18 protein-coding genes are annotated in these 15,675 nt (G+C 67.2%); 10 read left to right on the plus strand and 8 right to left on the minus strand.

The genetic code is table 11. The annotated features are described in order from the left end of the window. Nucleotide 1: 1 nt before the first annotated feature. From DMP03_RS07370 to DMP03_RS07380, 3 genes are all read right to left on the minus strand, one after another. Nucleotides 2–835 (minus strand): ion transporter, encoded by an 834-nt coding sequence (locus DMP03_RS07370; protein WP_152120040.1) that lies wholly within the window; start codon nt 833–835, stop codon nt 2–4. Nucleotides 836–880: 45 nt separating this feature from the next. Beyond that, nucleotides 881–2,389, minus strand: a complete 1,509-nt coding sequence (locus DMP03_RS07375; protein ID WP_152120041.1) for a phosphoenolpyruvate carboxykinase (ATP) — start codon at nt 2,387–2,389, stop codon at nt 881–883. Between the two features lie 75 nt (nt 2,390–2,464). After that, complete coding sequence (locus tag DMP03_RS07380) at nt 2,465–3,175, minus strand: proteasome assembly chaperone family protein (protein WP_152120042.1); 711 nt, start codon at nt 3,173–3,175, stop codon at nt 2,465–2,467. Here DMP03_RS07380 and DMP03_RS07385 point away from each other — a divergent pair. After that, complete coding sequence (locus DMP03_RS07385) at nt 3,133–3,696, plus strand: MFS transporter (RefSeq protein WP_152120043.1); 564 nt, start codon at nt 3,133–3,135, stop codon at nt 3,694–3,696. The two genes, DMP03_RS07380 and DMP03_RS07385, sit on opposite strands and share 43 nt — an antisense overlap. Nucleotides 3,697–3,699: 3 nt before the next feature. Here the strand turns inward: DMP03_RS07385 and DMP03_RS07390 are convergent, their stop codons facing one another. From DMP03_RS07390 to DMP03_RS07400, 3 genes are read right to left on the minus strand one after another with little or no spacing between them, the layout of a single operon-like run. Continuing rightward, nucleotides 3,700–3,981, minus strand: a complete 282-nt coding sequence (locus DMP03_RS07390; protein ID WP_152120044.1) for a DUF7521 family protein — start codon at nt 3,979–3,981, stop codon at nt 3,700–3,702. Continuing rightward, on the minus strand, nt 3,978–4,346 hold the full coding sequence (locus tag DMP03_RS07395; RefSeq protein WP_152120045.1) for a winged helix-turn-helix domain-containing protein: 369 nt from the start codon (nt 4,344–4,346) through the stop codon (nt 3,978–3,980). The genes DMP03_RS07390 and DMP03_RS07395 overlap by 4 nt, the downstream gene beginning before the upstream one ends. Continuing rightward, nucleotides 4,343–4,972 carry a helix-turn-helix domain-containing protein gene (locus DMP03_RS07400; RefSeq protein WP_152120046.1) on the minus strand — a complete coding sequence of 210 codons (630 nt, stop codon included), beginning with the start codon at nt 4,970–4,972 and terminating at the stop codon, nt 4,343–4,345. Before DMP03_RS07400 ends, DMP03_RS07395 begins: the two co-directional genes overlap by 4 nt. 152 nt (nt 4,973–5,124) lie before the next feature. On the opposite strand from DMP03_RS07400, the gene DMP03_RS07405 reads away from it, so the two are divergent. The 5 genes from DMP03_RS07405 to DMP03_RS07425 all read left to right on the plus strand — a co-directional run bounded on the left by DMP03_RS07405 (nt 5,125) and on the right by DMP03_RS07425 (nt 11,008). Continuing rightward, nucleotides 5,125–6,267 (plus strand): multicopper oxidase domain-containing protein, encoded by a 1,143-nt coding sequence (locus tag DMP03_RS07405; RefSeq protein ID WP_152120047.1) that lies wholly within the window; start codon nt 5,125–5,127, stop codon nt 6,265–6,267. 5 nt (nt 6,268–6,272) lie between these two features. Further along, nucleotides 6,273–7,277, plus strand: coding sequence for a halocyanin domain-containing protein (locus DMP03_RS07410; protein WP_152120048.1), 1,005 nt, complete (start codon nt 6,273–6,275; stop codon nt 7,275–7,277). Nucleotides 7,278–7,370: 93 nt separating this feature from the next. Then, nucleotides 7,371–8,666 carry an O-acetylhomoserine aminocarboxypropyltransferase/cysteine synthase family protein gene (locus tag DMP03_RS07415; protein ID WP_152120049.1) on the plus strand — a complete coding sequence of 432 codons (1,296 nt, stop codon included), beginning with the start codon at nt 7,371–7,373 and terminating at the stop codon, nt 8,664–8,666. 254 nt (nt 8,667–8,920) lie between these two features. Further along, entirely contained in the window at nt 8,921–9,592 is a 672-nt protein-coding gene (locus DMP03_RS07420; protein ID WP_152120050.1) for a sensor domain-containing protein, read from the plus strand. A 294-nt stretch (nt 9,593–9,886) separates the two neighbouring features. After that, nucleotides 9,887–11,008, plus strand: coding sequence for a thiamine pyrophosphate-dependent enzyme (locus tag DMP03_RS07425; RefSeq protein WP_152120051.1), 1,122 nt, complete (start codon nt 9,887–9,889; stop codon nt 11,006–11,008). A 5-nt stretch (nt 11,009–11,013) separates the two neighbouring features. On the opposite strand, the gene DMP03_RS07430 is transcribed toward DMP03_RS07425, so the two are convergent. Then, nucleotides 11,014–12,039, minus strand: a complete 1,026-nt coding sequence (locus DMP03_RS07430; RefSeq protein ID WP_152120052.1) for a deoxyhypusine synthase — start codon at nt 12,037–12,039, stop codon at nt 11,014–11,016. A 188-nt stretch (nt 12,040–12,227) separates the two neighbouring features. On the opposite strand from DMP03_RS07430, the gene DMP03_RS07435 reads away from it, so the two are divergent. From DMP03_RS07435 to DMP03_RS07445, 3 genes are all read left to right on the plus strand, one after another. Next, nucleotides 12,228–12,875, plus strand: coding sequence for an adenylate kinase (locus tag DMP03_RS07435; RefSeq protein WP_152120053.1), 648 nt, complete (start codon nt 12,228–12,230; stop codon nt 12,873–12,875). A gap of 69 nt (nt 12,876–12,944) precedes the next feature. Beyond that, nucleotides 12,945–13,181 carry a hypothetical protein gene (locus DMP03_RS07440; RefSeq protein ID WP_152120054.1) on the plus strand — a complete coding sequence of 79 codons (237 nt, stop codon included), beginning with the start codon at nt 12,945–12,947 and terminating at the stop codon, nt 13,179–13,181. A 49-nt stretch (nt 13,182–13,230) separates the two neighbouring features. Then, entirely contained in the window at nt 13,231–13,974 is a 744-nt protein-coding gene (locus DMP03_RS07445) for an SDR family NAD(P)-dependent oxidoreductase (RefSeq protein ID WP_152120055.1), read from the plus strand. Here the strand turns inward: DMP03_RS07445 and DMP03_RS07450 are convergent, their stop codons facing one another. Continuing rightward, nucleotides 13,975–14,199 carry a hypothetical protein gene (locus DMP03_RS07450; RefSeq protein WP_152120056.1) on the minus strand — a complete coding sequence of 75 codons (225 nt, stop codon included), beginning with the start codon at nt 14,197–14,199 and terminating at the stop codon, nt 13,975–13,977. Nucleotides 14,200–14,284: 85 nt separating this feature from the next. On the opposite strand from DMP03_RS07450, the gene DMP03_RS07455 reads away from it, so the two are divergent. Beyond that, nucleotides 14,285–15,664, plus strand: a complete 1,380-nt coding sequence (locus DMP03_RS07455; RefSeq protein ID WP_152120057.1) for an NAD-dependent succinate-semialdehyde dehydrogenase — start codon at nt 14,285–14,287, stop codon at nt 15,662–15,664. Nucleotides 15,665–15,675: the final 11 nt, after the last annotated feature.

The raw sequence follows: 15,675 nt of genomic DNA on the forward strand, positions 1-15,675 counted from the left end.
TCTACCGGGAGTCGTACTCCTGGTAGATGACGTGGCCACACGCCTTGCAGTGGGAGGCGTCGGGGTCGTGATACGAGAGCCCACACTGCGGGCAGGTCACGTCCTCCTTCTGTGCGGTGGTCCACTCGCGGACGATGCGGCCGGCCTGCCACGGGACGACGAGCACGCCGGCCAGAATACTCGTGACCGTCACCCATCGACCGAGCGGGGTAACGGGGACGATATCGCCGAATCCGACCGTCGTCAGCGTGACGACGACGTAGTAGAACGCGTCTCCGAACGTCTCGACGGCGGGGTTCGGGCCGTGTTCGGCGGCGTAGAACAGCCCCGCCGAGATGAAGAAGATGGTCAACACGGTGAGGAGAAGTCGCAGCCCCCGGAGCGTCTCCTCCTCGATGCGCCCGAAGAAGAACACCTCGTCGTCGGTGAACCGGTAGAATCGGAGGACGCGGGCGACACGCAGCGCGCGCAACAGCCCGACTTCCAAGGCCCCGACGCCGAGTCCCGGGACGAGTAGGACGGCCAGCGCCGGCAGAATCGACACGCCGTCGATAACAGTGTAGGGGTCAAACAGCTCGGCGACGCGGTCCGAGGCGCTGTAGATACGGAGCACGTACTCGGCCGCGAGCACGACGCTCACGAGCACCTCGAAGCGCAACAGCGCCATCTCGGTCCGCGGAGCCAGCGGGTAGGTGTCGACGACGAGCACCAGCACGAACAGCAGATTCAACACGAGCAGCCCGACGTCGACGGCCTTCCCCGCCGGCGTCTCGTGGTCGAGCAGGTAGAACTCGACCTGTTCGCGGCGAGAGTCGGGGGCACTCGAGGTGGTCATACCAGCGAGTCGTCGCGTGTGCACAAAGTCCCCCACGCCGGGCGCTCAGTAGACGGCGTCGACGATGGCGTCGTCGAGGTCGTCGAACGCGGCCAGATACGCGCGCCGCTCCTCGCGGAGGTCGGCAAGCCGGTCGGTCGCGTCCGAGAGATTCGCGCTCGCGTCGAACTGCTCGATGTCGACGCCGGCGAGGTCGGCGGGAACCGACAGGCCGGTGTCCCCGTCCTCGCGCCACGAGACCGACCCGCGGGCGAGTTCGCGCAAGATAGTTACCGACTCCGTGACGCCGATGTCGCGCTCGCCGACGCGGCCGGTGTTGAGCAGGTAACACTCCACGTCGAGCGACTCGATGAGGTCGCGAAAGCGGTTGCCCTCCTCCCCCTCGGAGCCGACGATGAATGGGTTGGTGCCGACGACGCGAATCGCCTCGCCCGCGGCGTCCGGGTCGCCCGCCGAGGTTTGAATCGACTCACCGAGCATGAACGCCGCGGCGGCCGACGCCGAATTCAGCTTCGTTACCGGCGGCATCGCCGGGTTCCGCGTGATGAAAAACACCTGATTCACCTCCTCGAGGTCGATCTCCTCGCCGGCAGAGGCGAGTCGCTCCCGGAAGACGGCGGCCCGCCCGTTCGTGGTGTACCGGTCGCTGTCGAAGTCGACGGTGCCGTCCTCGCTCACGTCGACGTTCTCCAACACCGCAGAGTTGTGGGTGACGGCGTCGTAGACGGCCTCCTGCTCGTCGCGGTCCAGTCCGATGGTCTTGACGTACAGGCCGTTTCCCTCGCTGCCGGCGACGGTGCCGTCGGGGAGGAGCGCACACACGTCGTCCTGTAACATCGTCGCGGACTCCGCGCCCGAAAGCCCGAGCCCGTGGGCTGTCAGCGTCGACTTTCCAGTCGCGGATAGCCCCAAGAACAGCTGGCCGACATCGCGGGTGTCACCGTCGTCCTTGAGGGTGACGCGCTTGCTGCCCGCGTGGAGGCCGAGACCGCCGGCGGCCTTCGTCCGCTGCATGAACAGTCGGAGGAAGGATTTCTTCGCCTCGCCGGTGTAGTCGCTTCCGAGGACGGTCGTGAGTCCCTCGTCGACGAGCGTGCGGATGGCGAGCGTGCCGTGGTCGGGGAGCTGGACCGTACAGAAATCCGGCTCGTCGAACTCTCCGCGCTCGAACAGCCGCGTGAGCGCGAGGGCGATGCGCGCCTGTTCGGCGGGGACGAAGTAGCGCGCGTTGTATGTGTGGTCGGGGTGGCGACCCACCTGCAAATCGAGACAGACGAACTCGCGGTCGGTCTCGCGAACGCCCTCGAGTGCCGTCTGGACGTGGGTGTAATCCTCGGCGTCGAAGTCGCTGTCCGTGTCGTTGCGGGTGAACTCAGACTGTCGCGAACGCTGCTCGCTCACGTAGGCAGGTGCGCCGAACTCCGTCTCTGTCTCCAGGTGGGCGGAAAGCGAGCGGAGCGTCGCCTCGCTTGGGTTGTGGTGGACGCGGTCCGTCGAGTCGGGCGCAGGGAGAGTGGTATCGAGCGAGTTGAACGTCGCTCCACGTTCTGACATCGTACATGTAAAATCGCGAATCAGCGGGTAAAAGCTTCCCACATGGCTCGGTCCGGCAACGATTGCCGGCCACAGCTACATGAACATCCGGTCGTCGTATGGTCGGTCGGTCCCCTCGTCTCGCAGGGTCGCCATCCGCTCTGCGAGCGCCTCGTAGTACTGTCGCTGTGCCGCCGAGCGGTTCTCGAGTTCGGTCGTCTCGACGCCGACGCCGTAGGCCGTGTCGGCCGCCTCCACGAGCCGGATTGCCGCGTCGATATCCGGTCCCGGCGGATGTGCCGGCGTGACGAGTGCACCGACGGCCGGCTCCGGGTCGTCGAGTCCCGCCGTGAGCAGTTCCCCGAGTAGGCCATCGAAGTAGCCGGCCGACAGCGGCTCGAACGGGCGGTCGGCCACCGCCCCCTCGCGGAACGACTCGGTGCCGACGTACGAGACGGCGTGGTCCTCCTCGGCGTGCGGGTAGGACGCGCCGAAGACGGCCGCAACCGTCTCGATATCGGTCTCGTTCGCCCACGCGAGCAGCTCCTCGCTCACCAACTCGGAGACACACGGCGGGAGCGACAGCTCACAGACGCAGACGGTCACGTCCGTCCCGACGTTGTAGAGGCGAATCGGTCGGCGAGGAACCCCGTCGGTGAAGGGCGTGATATCGGGGAGGTGTCGCGTCGCGAGGTGACCGATTTGGGTCGCATCGGCCTGCGCGGTGATGTAATCGACGGCGGTGAGACCGGCTACGCCGACGTCTGCGATGCCGACGAGCAGCGTATCTCGTCGCTGCGTTCGTATTCTTCACCGGCTCGGCCGCATTCTGGGCACCGCTTCCCCTGTTTCTCACCGAGCGCGCCTTCGGCTCCAGTCAGGTGTTTTTCCTCTATCTGCTCTCGGCTGTCGTCTCCGCGCTGTTGTACGGCTGGGTCGGCCGTGTTCGGCTCGACCTCCGGCGACTGCAGGCGGGTGGACTCCTCGTCCGTGGGCTGGCGTTCCCGGCCGTCGCGCTGCTTGTCGGCGTGGCGAGCCAGTCGGTCGCCGTCGCCGTCGCCGCTGTCGGGTTCACCGTCATCGGTGCGACGTTGGCCGTCATCGCCGTTACCGGCCCCGCGCTCGTCACCAGACACGCGCCGCCGGCGATTCGCAGCGAGACGCTCGGTGTCTACACTGCCCTCGGCGCGGTCGGTGGCGGCGTCGGGAGTGCGCTCGGCGGGTGGGTCGCGACAACCGGCTACGAGATCGCGTTCGCGCTCGCGGGCGGGCTGTTGCTGGCGAGCGGGCTGTTCGTCGCCACGCTGCGAGGACTCTCGCGGCGGTAGCCGTCAGGTCCCCCGGTCGACGAACAGGGCGTAGAAGATGGCCGCGAAGCCGAGGGCGGTGAAGGCGCTCTCGACGAGGAGCGCGAGGTCGCGGCTGACGGGGGCAAACCAATCTAAAATTCCGGCCGTGAACGCGCCCATGGTGATGATACCGAAGCCGAGCGCGAGTGCTGCAAGCGGCTCCGCGTCCGTCCTGCGATACGCCTGCACGCTGTAGTAGGTGATGACGAGTCCGAGCGCCAGCGTGACTGTCTTCAGTGCTGCAATTGCGTATGGGTGTGTCATGTCGAATCTCTAATCTCTGTCCACAGACGCGCAACGCGCTCGTCTGGTCCTTCTTCGGGGCGGTCGACCTCGATATCGAGGTGGCGGTCGTTGTCAAGCAGGACGTGGACGGCCTCGAAATCGAGGACGTATCGGGTCGTGTGGTGGCCGTCCGACCGGACCTCGGTTCGCTCATCGACCAGTCCGGCGTCCGTGAGGATGTCCAGTTTCCGATAGACGGTCGACCGGGCGATATCCGACGCCTCGGCGAGTTCGTCCGCCGTGTGTGGGGTGTCGAGTTCCCCGATGAGCTCACGACAGGCCTCGTCGTCCAGCGCAGCCAACACCGCGGCCGGGTCGACCGACTCCTCGAACGGGTTGCTCACGGCTGTCCCCCGTTGAGATAGCGCGTCAACAGTCGTTTCTCGGCGCGTCGGAGAATCTCGCTACACGTCGACTTCGAGAGGTCGGCCTGCTCGGCGACCGTGGCGAGTGAACAACCGCGGGGTACCTCGTAGTAGCCGCTGTCGACGGCCGTCCGGACGACGGTGCGCTGTCGGGGCGTGAGCAGGGGCTCGCCGTCGTCGCCGGGCCGCATCTCCGCCACCGTGAACTCGAGACCCCGTTCGGAGAGCTCGTCCGCGAGGTCGGCGAGCGCCGACCGTGTCGCGGTTAGCTCCCACTCGATGGTGCCGTCCGCGACGGTGAACGGATACTCCGGGGGTGCGCCGGCGGCCGCCGCGGCGGCCAGCGGGCCGGCGTCTGCGACGGTGAGTCGACACACTGCGGTGTCGCCGTGGCGGTCGAGGATGTCGAGCGAGCGGACCCCGTCCGCCTCCGAGATGGCCGCGATGACGGGAGCGAGCGAGGGTGCTGTCACCTCCGCGACGAGCGTCGCCGGCTCACCGATACTCGCCGTTCTGACCCGGATGTGCGCGTCAGGATGGCTCCGCGTGACTCGCCCGGCCCACGAGCCGTCCGGTGTCGTGACGGTGAGTCGTGCACGTGCCATCCCTGTCAGTGGTCGGGGTCGCCCGACTCATTACCTTGCCGAAGTTCCGAATCGAGCGTTTATATACTATTGCCCGAACGTGTTCGCTCGCGTCTCCGGGACTGGGACTCACCGCGGGGGGCTACTTGTGACCCCCGACAAGGCGTATCTGTATGACCCCGAAGATTGGCGCACCCGGCGACGGTATCACGCGGCGAGAGTTCGTGGCGGCGACAGGCACGACCGGCGCGGTCGCGGCGGCCGGCTGTATGACGACGACCGACCCGACGGTCGAGGAACGGGGAAACACGGCGTCGACGCTGTCGCAGTCGCTGCCGACGACCAGTCCACCCGAGGTCGTCGATCTGAACGAGCAGGGGAACTCGGTGACGCTGAAGACGGTGCGTGCGGCCCACCGCGCCCACCCCGGCGAGTCGATGGGTGGCCCGGTGAATCTCCCGATGGTGTGGGCGTGGCAGGCCGACGACGGCGACCCTTCGGTCCCAGGTCCCATCCTGCGTATCGACGAGGGGTCGGAGTTCGAGGTGACGCTCGACAACTCCGAGGCGGGGATGCCCCACACCTTCCACCTCCACGGCATCCACAAGACGTGGGAAAACGACGGCGTCCCGACGACGACGGGCATCACCGTCGGCCCGGGCGAGACACACACCTACGAGTTCACGGCGAACGTCCCCGGCACCCACATCTACCACTGTCACTACCAGACGCCGCGTCACATGGAGATGGGGATGTACGGCACGCTCCGCGTCGACCCGCAGGGGTACGAGCCCGCCGACAAGGAGTACTTCATGACCGTCAAGGAGTGGGACTCGCGGCTCTCCCGCCAGCTCGCCGGACAGGACGCCACCTACGACATCACGAACCGCCGCCCCGACGTGTTCACCATCAACGGGAAGTGTGCGCCCCGAACGCTCAATCCGGAAGACGGCAGTCCCATCGTCGTCTCCTCGGGTGACACCGTCCGGCTCCACTGGGTCAACGCCGGCTTCCGATCTCACCCGTTACACATGCACAACCATCGGTTCGAGGTGGTGGAACGGGACGGCTCACAGATTCCCGACGCGGCACGCTACAAGCGCGACGTGCAGTCCGTTTCGCCGGCGGAACGCTATACCGTCGAGTTCGAGGCCGACGCCGACCCCGGCATCTATCTGATGCACTGTCACAAGGTCGACCACGTGCGCAACGGGTCGAGCTATCCCGGCGGAATGTTGACCGGTATCGTCTACGAGGAGGCGATGGACACGGACATCTTCGCCGACCTGATGGACCACGCCGGCTACGAGGGGTGAGACCGATGCCAACACGACGAACGTTCATGCTGGGCGCGGCCGGCGCGGGGGCGACCCTCGCCGCCGGCCCGGTCACAGCACAGGAGGGCACCGACCTGACCGACTGGTTCGCGGACACCGACGGGGCCGGCTCCGTCACCGACCGGACGGGCAGCGACACGGTGACCGTCACCGTCGGCGCAGACGCCAACGGCGGAGCGTTCGGTTACGGACCGCCGGTCGTCCGAATCGACCCCGGCGCGACGATTCGGTGGGAGTGGACCGGCGGCGGCGGAAGCCACAACGTCATCGCCTCCGACGGGAGCTTCGAGTCCTCGATGCAGGGCGAGCAGGGTGCGACGTTCGAACACACCTTCGAGTCGGCCGGCGTCACCCGCTACTACTGTACGCCCCACAAGGCAGTGGGAATGCGCGGGGCCGTCGTCACCGGCGACGCGAACGTGTCGCTGCCCGGAAGCAGCACCGCGACCCCAACCCCGTCGGCAAACGAGACCGACACGGGCGAACAGGACGCGCCCGACGCCCGCTCGTTTGACGGCTGGCTCGCGAACACGGACAACTACACCGGCGTCGTCGACAAGCGCGGCAGCGAGGAGGTGACCGTCACGGTCGGCGCGGAGGGCAACGGCGGTCAGCTCGCGTTCGACCCGCCGGCGATTCACGTCTCGCCGGGCACCACCATCCGCTGGGTGTGGGACGGTCCGAACCAGTACGACGTGGTCGACCCTGAACTCGGCTACGAGTCGGCCACGACCTCGGCGGCCGGCTACGAGTACGCCGTCGAGTTCGGCGGCGACGGGCTCTCCACCTACGAGTGCGAGGAGTACGGCGACCAAGGGATGCGCGGGGTGGTCGTCGTCGGCAACGGCCCACAGCAGTCGCTCAGCTGGCAGGGCGTCGGCGTCGCCGGCGCGGTCGGGACGCTCCTGTCGGTCCCGCTCGCGCTCGCTGTCCGTCTCCATCATAAAACGAGCACGCGCTCGGGGAAGAGCCACGGGCCGAAGAAGTAGCGAGTCGCCCGGGTTCGGTCACGTTTTCGCTATCGACGTGTGAGTGTTGCACACAGCGGTAGCTGTAAGCGGTCTCGCACCACAAACTACGGTATGAGCGACGACCCAGACTCCCGTTCGATTTCGACCGACTCGCTGCACGCCGGACAGGAACCCGACGCCGCGACCGGTGCGCGGGCACCGCCGCTGTACCAGACCACCTCCTACGTCTTCGATGACGCCGAGGACGCGGCCGCGCAGTTCGCGCTCGAGAAGCCGGGCTACATCTACTCGCGGCTGATGAATCCGACCGTCGAGACGCTGCAGGAGCGATTGGCCACCCTCGAAGGCGGCGTCGGGGCGGCCGCCACCGGCTCCGGAATGGCTGCATTCGACCTCACGACCTTCCTGCTGGCCGAGGCGGGCGACAACATCGTCAGTTCGAACTCGCTGTACGGCGGCACCTACACCTATCTGACCCACAGCGTCGAGCGACGTGGCGTGACGACCCGGTTCGTGGACACACTCGATTACGAGGGGTACGAGGCGGCTATCGACGAGGATACGGCCTACGTCCACCTCGAAACCATCGGCAACCCCGCCCTCGACACGCCGGATATCGAGCGCGTCGCGGATATCGCGCACGACCACGGTGTTCCGCTATTCGTGGACAACACGTTCGCGACGCCGGCGCTGTGTCGCCCGCTCGAACACGGGGCCGACCTCGTCTGGGAGTCCACGACGAAGTGGCTCCACGGCTCGGGCACGACCGTCGGGGGCGTCGTCGTTGACGGCGGCTCATTCCCGTGGGCCGACTACCCTGAGAAGTACTCCGAAATCGCCAGCGAAAACCCCGCCTACCACGGCGTGAACTTCGCCGAGACGTTCGGCGACGCGGCGTTCACCTACGCCGCCATCGCCCGGGGGCTGCGCGACCTCGGCAATCAGCAGTCACCCTTCGACGCGTGGCAGACCATCCAGGGCATCGAGACGCTCCCGCTGCGGATGGAGCGCCACTGCGAGAACGCGATGCTCGTCGCCGAGCAGCTCGATGCCCACCCCGACGTCGAGTGGGTCAACTACCCCGGACTCGAATCCCACCCGACCCACGAGAACGCCAGCAAGTACCTCGAGGGCGGCTACGGCGGGATGATCACCTTCGGTCTCGCGGGCGGCTACGAGGCGGCCCGGAAGACCGTCGAGTCCACCGAACTGGCGAGCCTGCTCGCCAACGTCGGGGACGCGAAGACGCTCATCATCCACCCCGCAAGCACGACCCACCAACAGCTCACCGACGAGGAGCAGGAATCCTCGGGCGTCACCGACGAACTCGTCCGGCTCTCCGTCGGCATCGAGGACCCGGCGAAAATCATCGCCGACCTCGAAGCGGCAATCGAAGCCGCGACGTAAGCCGGTCGCACGACGGCCCGGTCGCTCCCGTCTCGACTCTCGGGCCGTGAACTCCTGTCTCGGAAGTGAGACGCCCGGTCTCGTGGGTCGCGGGCGGGTCGAAAGGTCCGGTTCACAACACGCTCGATGCGAGAACGCGCCGGCGAGACGGTCGACGCCTTCGCTCGACTCGATACCCATCCGTCGGACGGACTCACGCACACACCGCACGTCGGCACCGGTCGTTTAGTATTGGGCTGTGCAACGGGTGAGTGATGCCCTCCATCGTCGATGGTCGAATCACGCTTCGAGGCGGTATCGACGCCGTATTCGGTCCGGTCGTCTCTCGCCGGACCTACGCGAACCTGGCTTACCTCTTTGTGTCGTTTCCGCTCACGATGCTGTACTGGTCGCTGTTCGGCTTCGGCATGATTTTTGGGACGCTCCTCTCGGTAGCGCTTGTGGGAATCGCCATCCTGGCGCTGATGCTCGCTGTCGTGCGGGCGCTCGCGGCGCTGGAACGGCAGTTGGTGAACGCGCTCCTTGCCGTCTCACTGGAGACTCCGGATGATGTCACGAATCGGAGCGGGGTCGGCGGCCGCCTCCGGGGATCCGTCGATGCGGCGAGCACCTGGCGGGGGTTCGGCTTTCTGCTGTTGAAGATCTTTCTCGGGATAATCGGCGTCATGCTCGCCTACGGGGTGGTGCAGGGCGTGACGCTCATCTCGGCAGTGGTGCGTCGTCCGTTCGACGTCAGCTTCGGCGAGGTGAACGGTGAGCCCGTCACCTGGACGGTCGAGACGCTCCCCGAGACCGCTCTGGCAGTGGGAGTCGGTACGATTCTCGTCCTGCTCACGTTGCATCTGGCCAACGGCTTCGGGTACGTCGCCGAACGGATGGCGCTGGCACTGTTGGGAGAGCCAACGGAGGAGTCGACTGCCGACTGAGTTCCTGTCCGGGCTGTCATCCACCCCGTGACTCCGGCGGTAATACGTTGCTGGGGAGCCGACAGGGTCGACACGGCGCTATCTCGTCTCGGGGAGTACGCGATTCTCTGACGTTCGCTCATCTCGCTTCCGAACCGCACGAGAGAGAACTGGCCTCGGCACTCATAGGGTTCGTCACTGCCGGCTGCCTACACCGGCTCGGCCCGGTCGCTCGTCATCGGCCACTCGTCGCTACGCCACCGGAGAGAAAAAGCGCTCGGACAGAACTATGTCGGCGCGCACCGCACGGGAGGTATGGACGAGTCGGCACGCCGCACGCTGTTGGCCCGCGACTACGACGACCGCGTCGGCCTGCTCGCGCCCGACGGCCACCTGCGCGAGGGGTACGAGCCGACGGCGAGCGACGCGACGCTTCGGGACCTGTACGCCGACATGAAGCTCGGCCGCCACTTCGACGACCGGATGGTGAGTCTCCAGCGACAGGGCCGGATGGGGACCTACTCGCCGATGGCCGGCCAGGAGGGGTCCGGCTTCGGGTCGATGTACGCACTCGACGAGGACGACTGGGTGTCGTATCAGTACCGCGAACACGCCGCGCCGCTGGTGCGTGGATTCCCGCCCGAGTATCTGCACTACTGGGCCGGCCACGAGTCGGGCAACGCCGCGCTCGCGGACGACCGCATCTTCCCGCTCAACATCTGCATCGCCGACCACATCCCCCACGTCACGGGAATCGGGATGGCCGCCAAGCTACAGGGTAACGACGACGAGGTCGTCGTCTGTCACTTCGGCGACGGCGCAACGTCGGAGGGTGATTTCCACGAGGGGCTGAACTTCGCCGGCGTCTACGACACGCCGACGGTGTTCATCTGTCACAACAACCAGTGGGCCATCTCGGTGCCGCGCGAGGAACAGACCGCCGCCGACACCATCGCCCAGAAGGCCGAGGCGTACGGCTTCGACGGCGTGCAGGTCGACGGGATGGACCCGCTCGCCGTCTACGAGGTGACGCTTGCAGCCCGCGAGAAGGCGACCGACCCGGACGCCCAGTCGCGCCCGACGCTCATCGAGACGGTCGAGTACCGCTACGGTGCCCACACGACCGCCGACGACCCGACGGCCTACCGCGAGGACGCGGAAGTCGACCAGTGGAAGCGCGTGGACCCGATCGACCGGCTCGAACTGTATCTCCGCCGGCAGGGCGTGCTCGATGACAATGCCGTCGCCGCAATCGAGCAGGCGAACGAAGACCGGATGGCCGCGGCCGTCGACCAGCTCTCAGAGGTCGAGACCGACCCCGACGAGATGTTCGCCGACGCGTTCGCGGAGCCGACCCCGCGCATGGTCGAACAGCGGGAGTACCTTCGCGACCTGCGCGAGCGCCACGGCGACGACCAGCTCACGCGCGACGAGTAAGCGGTCTACTCGGCTAGCCGCTCGCGAGCGGCCGCGACGAGCAGGGGCAGGAAGACGGTCGCGTCACCGACGACGGTCGCGTTGCGGGCACCTTTCTCCAGTTTCCCCCACGAACGGGCTTCGTCCAGCGTCGCGCCCGACAGCCCGCCCGTGCTGGAGGGGTCGGTCGTAACCTGGACTGCGAGGTCGTAGGCGTTCGGCGTGACGAGCATCGTCTGGAGGGTGAAGTTTTTCGGAACGCCGCCGCCGACGAGCAGACAGCCGGCGCGGTCGGCATCGTACGCGAGGTCGGTCAGCGCCGTCATATCCGAGAGGGCGTCGAGCGAGAAGTCGGAGGTCTGTGAGTACATCCACGCCTGCAGTCCGAGCACCGAGTCTGCGACCGCCGGACAGTAAATCGGTACGTCGGACTCGTAGGCTGCGGCCGCGACGCCGGGTCCCTCCTCGATGTCGTCGCGCTCGTTGACGGCCGCGTTCGCCTTGCCGAGTTCGCGGGTGAACCGCTCGATGCCGACCGTCCTCTCGGCTTCGAGCGGCGGGAACACCTCCTCGCGGAGGTGGGTCTCGAACAGCGAGAAGTGCTCCTGTGGGAGATACACGTTGTACACGCGGTCGACCTCCTCGTCGCGGAGGGTCTCGTCGTGTTCGCGTTCGGTGCGTTCTTCGTGTTCGGCGCGGCCGTGGTGGTGTTTGCCGCCGATGGCCTCGATGGCGTCGTGGGTGAGATTCGCGCCCGTCGTGACGAGCGCGTCGACGTGGCCGTCGCGAATCAGGTCGGCGACGACGCGGCGCATCCCGGTCGGGACCATCGCGCCCGCGAGCGACATGAAGACGGTGCAGTCGTCGTCGGCCAGCATCTCCGTGTAGATGTCGGCGGCCTCGTGAACGTCGGCGGCCCCGATGCCAGCCTCGCCGTACCCTTCGACGAGGTCGCCGACGGTCATCTCCTCCCAGACGTGCGTGTGGCCGAGCGGGTCGTGGCTGAACTCCTCGCGGTCGGGTTCCTCCCACTCGTTGCTCTCGTCGCTCATACCCGCGCTTCACCGGGGAGCGGTTTCAACCGCGCGGTCCACAGTCCGACTCGACCCGCACGGCGAGTCGGTCCGTGGTCCGCGCCACTCAGCACGGCACGTCGGTCCGTGCTCCCACGCGGCCAAACAATCGGGGCGAGTGCGGCCAGTTTCTTCAGAGTTTTACGCAGGGGTCGAGAATCCAGCCCATGAGCAAGCCACGCGTGCTGTTACTCGGTGCTCCCGGTGCTGGCAAAGGAACCCAGAGTTCACGAATCAGCGACGAGTTCGGCGTCGACCACATCACGACCGGCGACGCCCTGCGCGCCAACAAGGGGATGGACATCTCCGAGTTGGGATTCGAGTTCGACACGCCCGGCGGTTTCATGGACGCCGGCGAACTCGTCCCCGACGAGGTCGTCAACGAGATCGTCGTCACGGCACTCGGTAACGCCGACGGCTTCGTCCTCGACGGCTACCCGCGCAACATCGAGCAGGCGGAGTTCCTCGACGAGCGGACGGAGCTCGACGCCGTCATCCGACTCGCCGTCAGCGAGGAGGAACTGGTCGACCGGCTCACCGGTCGCCGGGTCTGCCCGGAGTGTGGCGAGACCTACCACGTCGAGTTCGACCAGCCCGAGGAGTCGGGCGTCTGTGACGAGTGCGGTGCAGACCTCACCCAGCGCGAGGACGACACGGAGGAGACGGTCCGCGAGCGGCTCCGCGTCTTCGCCGAGAACACCGAACCGGTCATCGACCACTACGCCGGGACCGACGCCTACGCCGAAATCGACGGCGAAGGCACTCCCGACGAGGTGTGGGAGGACGTGCGGGGCGCTATCGAGCAGCGAGCGTAGTCGCGCGACCGACTCGCACGCCGGCCGGACAACCGCACCCTCAAATACCCCCGCCAGCGACGTACGGCCATGCAACACAACGACGGCGGATTCGACGACGAGGCACCCGGCGACGACGTGCTCCAGGTCATCGAGCAGAGCGACGGCGTGACTGCCCGCGGTATCGCCGGCGCGATCGGAATCGGCACCGAAGAAGCGAAGGAGCGACTCCGCCGGCTCCAGGACGCCGGCGAAGTCGAACAGGACGCCGACGGGACATGGGTCGTGCCCGAAATCGCCGGCGCAGACGACCCCTACGCGTTCTGAGCCGGAGACGAACAGCCAGACCCTTTTTGCCGCCCGTCGACACGGAGATATGGAACTTCACGACGACCTCGGCGGCCAAGTCGCGCTCGTCACCGGCGCGAACAGGGGTATCGGCGCACAAATCGCTCGAAATCTGAACGACCTCGGCGCGACCGTGTACGCCGGCGCGCGGTCGATGAACGCCGAGGTGCCGGACGGCTGCGAGAAGGTCTTACTCGACGTGACACAGGAGGGCGATATCGACGCCATCGCCGACGGCGTCTTCTCAGAGGTGGGGCGGCTCGACATCCTCGTCAACAACGCCGGTATCGGTGAGTTCGGGGACGACAGAGCGGAGCGAAGCTCCGCGGGCCGGTCACCCGGACAGCGTCCGGGTGACGACATTGTCGCGGAGCCGCCCTCGCGCATCGACCGGACGCTCGGGACGAATCTCCGCGGCCCGATGCTCGTGTGTAAACACCTCGTCCCGCTGCTCGTCCAGCAGGACGGCGGTCGCGTCGTCAACGTCTCCTCGGGGATGGGACAGCTGTCCGAGATGGACGGTGGCTCGCCGGCCTACCGCGTCTCGAAGGCCGGGCTGAACGGGCTGACGACGTATCTCCACGGCGAGTACAACGAACAGGGACTGATGGCGAACGCCGTCTGTCCGGGCTGGGTCCGGACGGATCTCGGCGGCGAGGAAGCGGAACGGTCGGTGGAGAAGGGCGCGGAGACGCCGACGTGGCTGTGTCGGTTCACGCCCGGTAACCCGTCGGGGGACTTCTGGCGCGACAAGGAGCGAATCGACTGGTAATCAGACGGCGTGCTCGCGATTCTCCGAGGTGCCGACGAGCAGCGTGCCAACGATGATACACACCGCGCCCGCGATACCGAGGAGAATCTTCAGCAGTTCCGTACCGAACGCGCCGAAGCTCATCAGTGCGATGAGGATGACGCCGAGCGCGACGATGACGGCACCGCCGAACAGCTTCTGATTTTCCGACAGCGCGCTATCGACGGCGACGAGACGGTCGAACATACCCGTCTATTAGCGGCCGTCTACTAAACTCCCTCCGTTCGCTTCGACCCCGACAGCTTTACTGGTGGTCGTGCTATCTCCTCACATGACGCGAACGAATCCGGCGACGGAGGAGTCGCTTTCCTCGGTCGCGAGCCACGACGGCGACGACGTAGAGACGGCGCTTGCGACCGCGAGTGAGACGTTCTGGATGTGGCGCGACACCGACCTCCGCGAGCGCCGTCGACTGCTCGAGACCACGGCCGAGGTACTGTGCGACCGGACCGACGAGTTTGCGCGGCTGGCGACCAAGGAGATGGGCAAACCGATCGACGGTGCACGCGCCGAAATCGAGAAGTGCGCGTGGGTGTGTGACCACTACGCCGAGCGCGCCCCCGAGTATCTGGCCGACGAGCCGGTCGGCACGGAGCCGGAGACGGAGTCGTTCGTCGCCACCGAGCCGCTCGGCCCCGTCCTCGCCGTGATGCCGTGGAACTACCCCTTCTGGCAGGTGTTTCGGTTCGTCGCGCCGAACCTCGTCGCCGGCAACGTCGGACTGCTCAAACACGCCTCGAACGTGCCCGAGTGCGCCCTCGCCGTCGAGTCGATACTCCGGGAGGCCGGCTTCCCCGAGGGCGTGTTCCAGACGCTCGTCGTCGGCTCCGACCGCGTCGACTCCATGATACGAGACGACCGAATCCGGGCGGTAACGCTCACCGGCTCGGAGCCGGCCGGTCGAGCCGTCGGGCAGACTGCGGGCAAGGAGCTGAAGCCCTCCGTGCTCGAACTCGGCGGCTCGGACCCGTACGTCGTGCTCGACGACGCCGACATCGAGGCGGCCGCGGCCGTCGGCGCACGCGCCCGGACGCTCAACTCCGGGCAGTCGTGTATCGCGGCGAAGCGCTTCATCGTCCACGCCGACGCGTACGACGCCTTCCTCGATGCCTTCGTCACGGAGATGGAGGCGCTGACGGTCGGTGACCCGTCCGACCCCGACACCGATATCGGGCCACAGGCGCGGGCGGACCTCGTGGACGACCTCCACGAGCAGGTGACGGCGAGCGTCGAGGCCGGCGCGAGCGTCGAGACCGGGGGCGAACCGCTGGACCGGACCGGCTATTTCTACCCGCCGACGGTCGTGACCGACGTCCCGCCGGATGCACCCCTCGCCAGCGAGGAGGTGTTCGGGCCCGCGGCCGCCGTCTTCCGCGTCGAGAGCGAGGCCGAGGCGGTCGCGCTCGCCAACGACTCCGAGCTGGGACTCGCGGGGAGCGTCTGGACCGAGGACCGAGAGCGTGGGCAGGCAGTTGCGCGCCGCATCGAGTCGGGCGCGGTGTTCGTGAACGAACTCGCGAAGTCGGACCCGCGGCTCCCCTTCGGCGGTATCAAGAACTCCGGCTACGGCCGCGAGCTCGCCGAACAGGGGCTGAAGGCGTTTTGCAACGAGAAGACCGTCTGGGTGCAGGACACGGCGGACCAGCCCTGAGACCGCGCCGG

This window comes from Halosegnis rubeus (assembly GCF_009184545.1).
GTDB lineage: Archaea > Halobacteriota > Halobacteria > Halobacteriales > Haloarculaceae > Halosegnis > Halosegnis rubeus.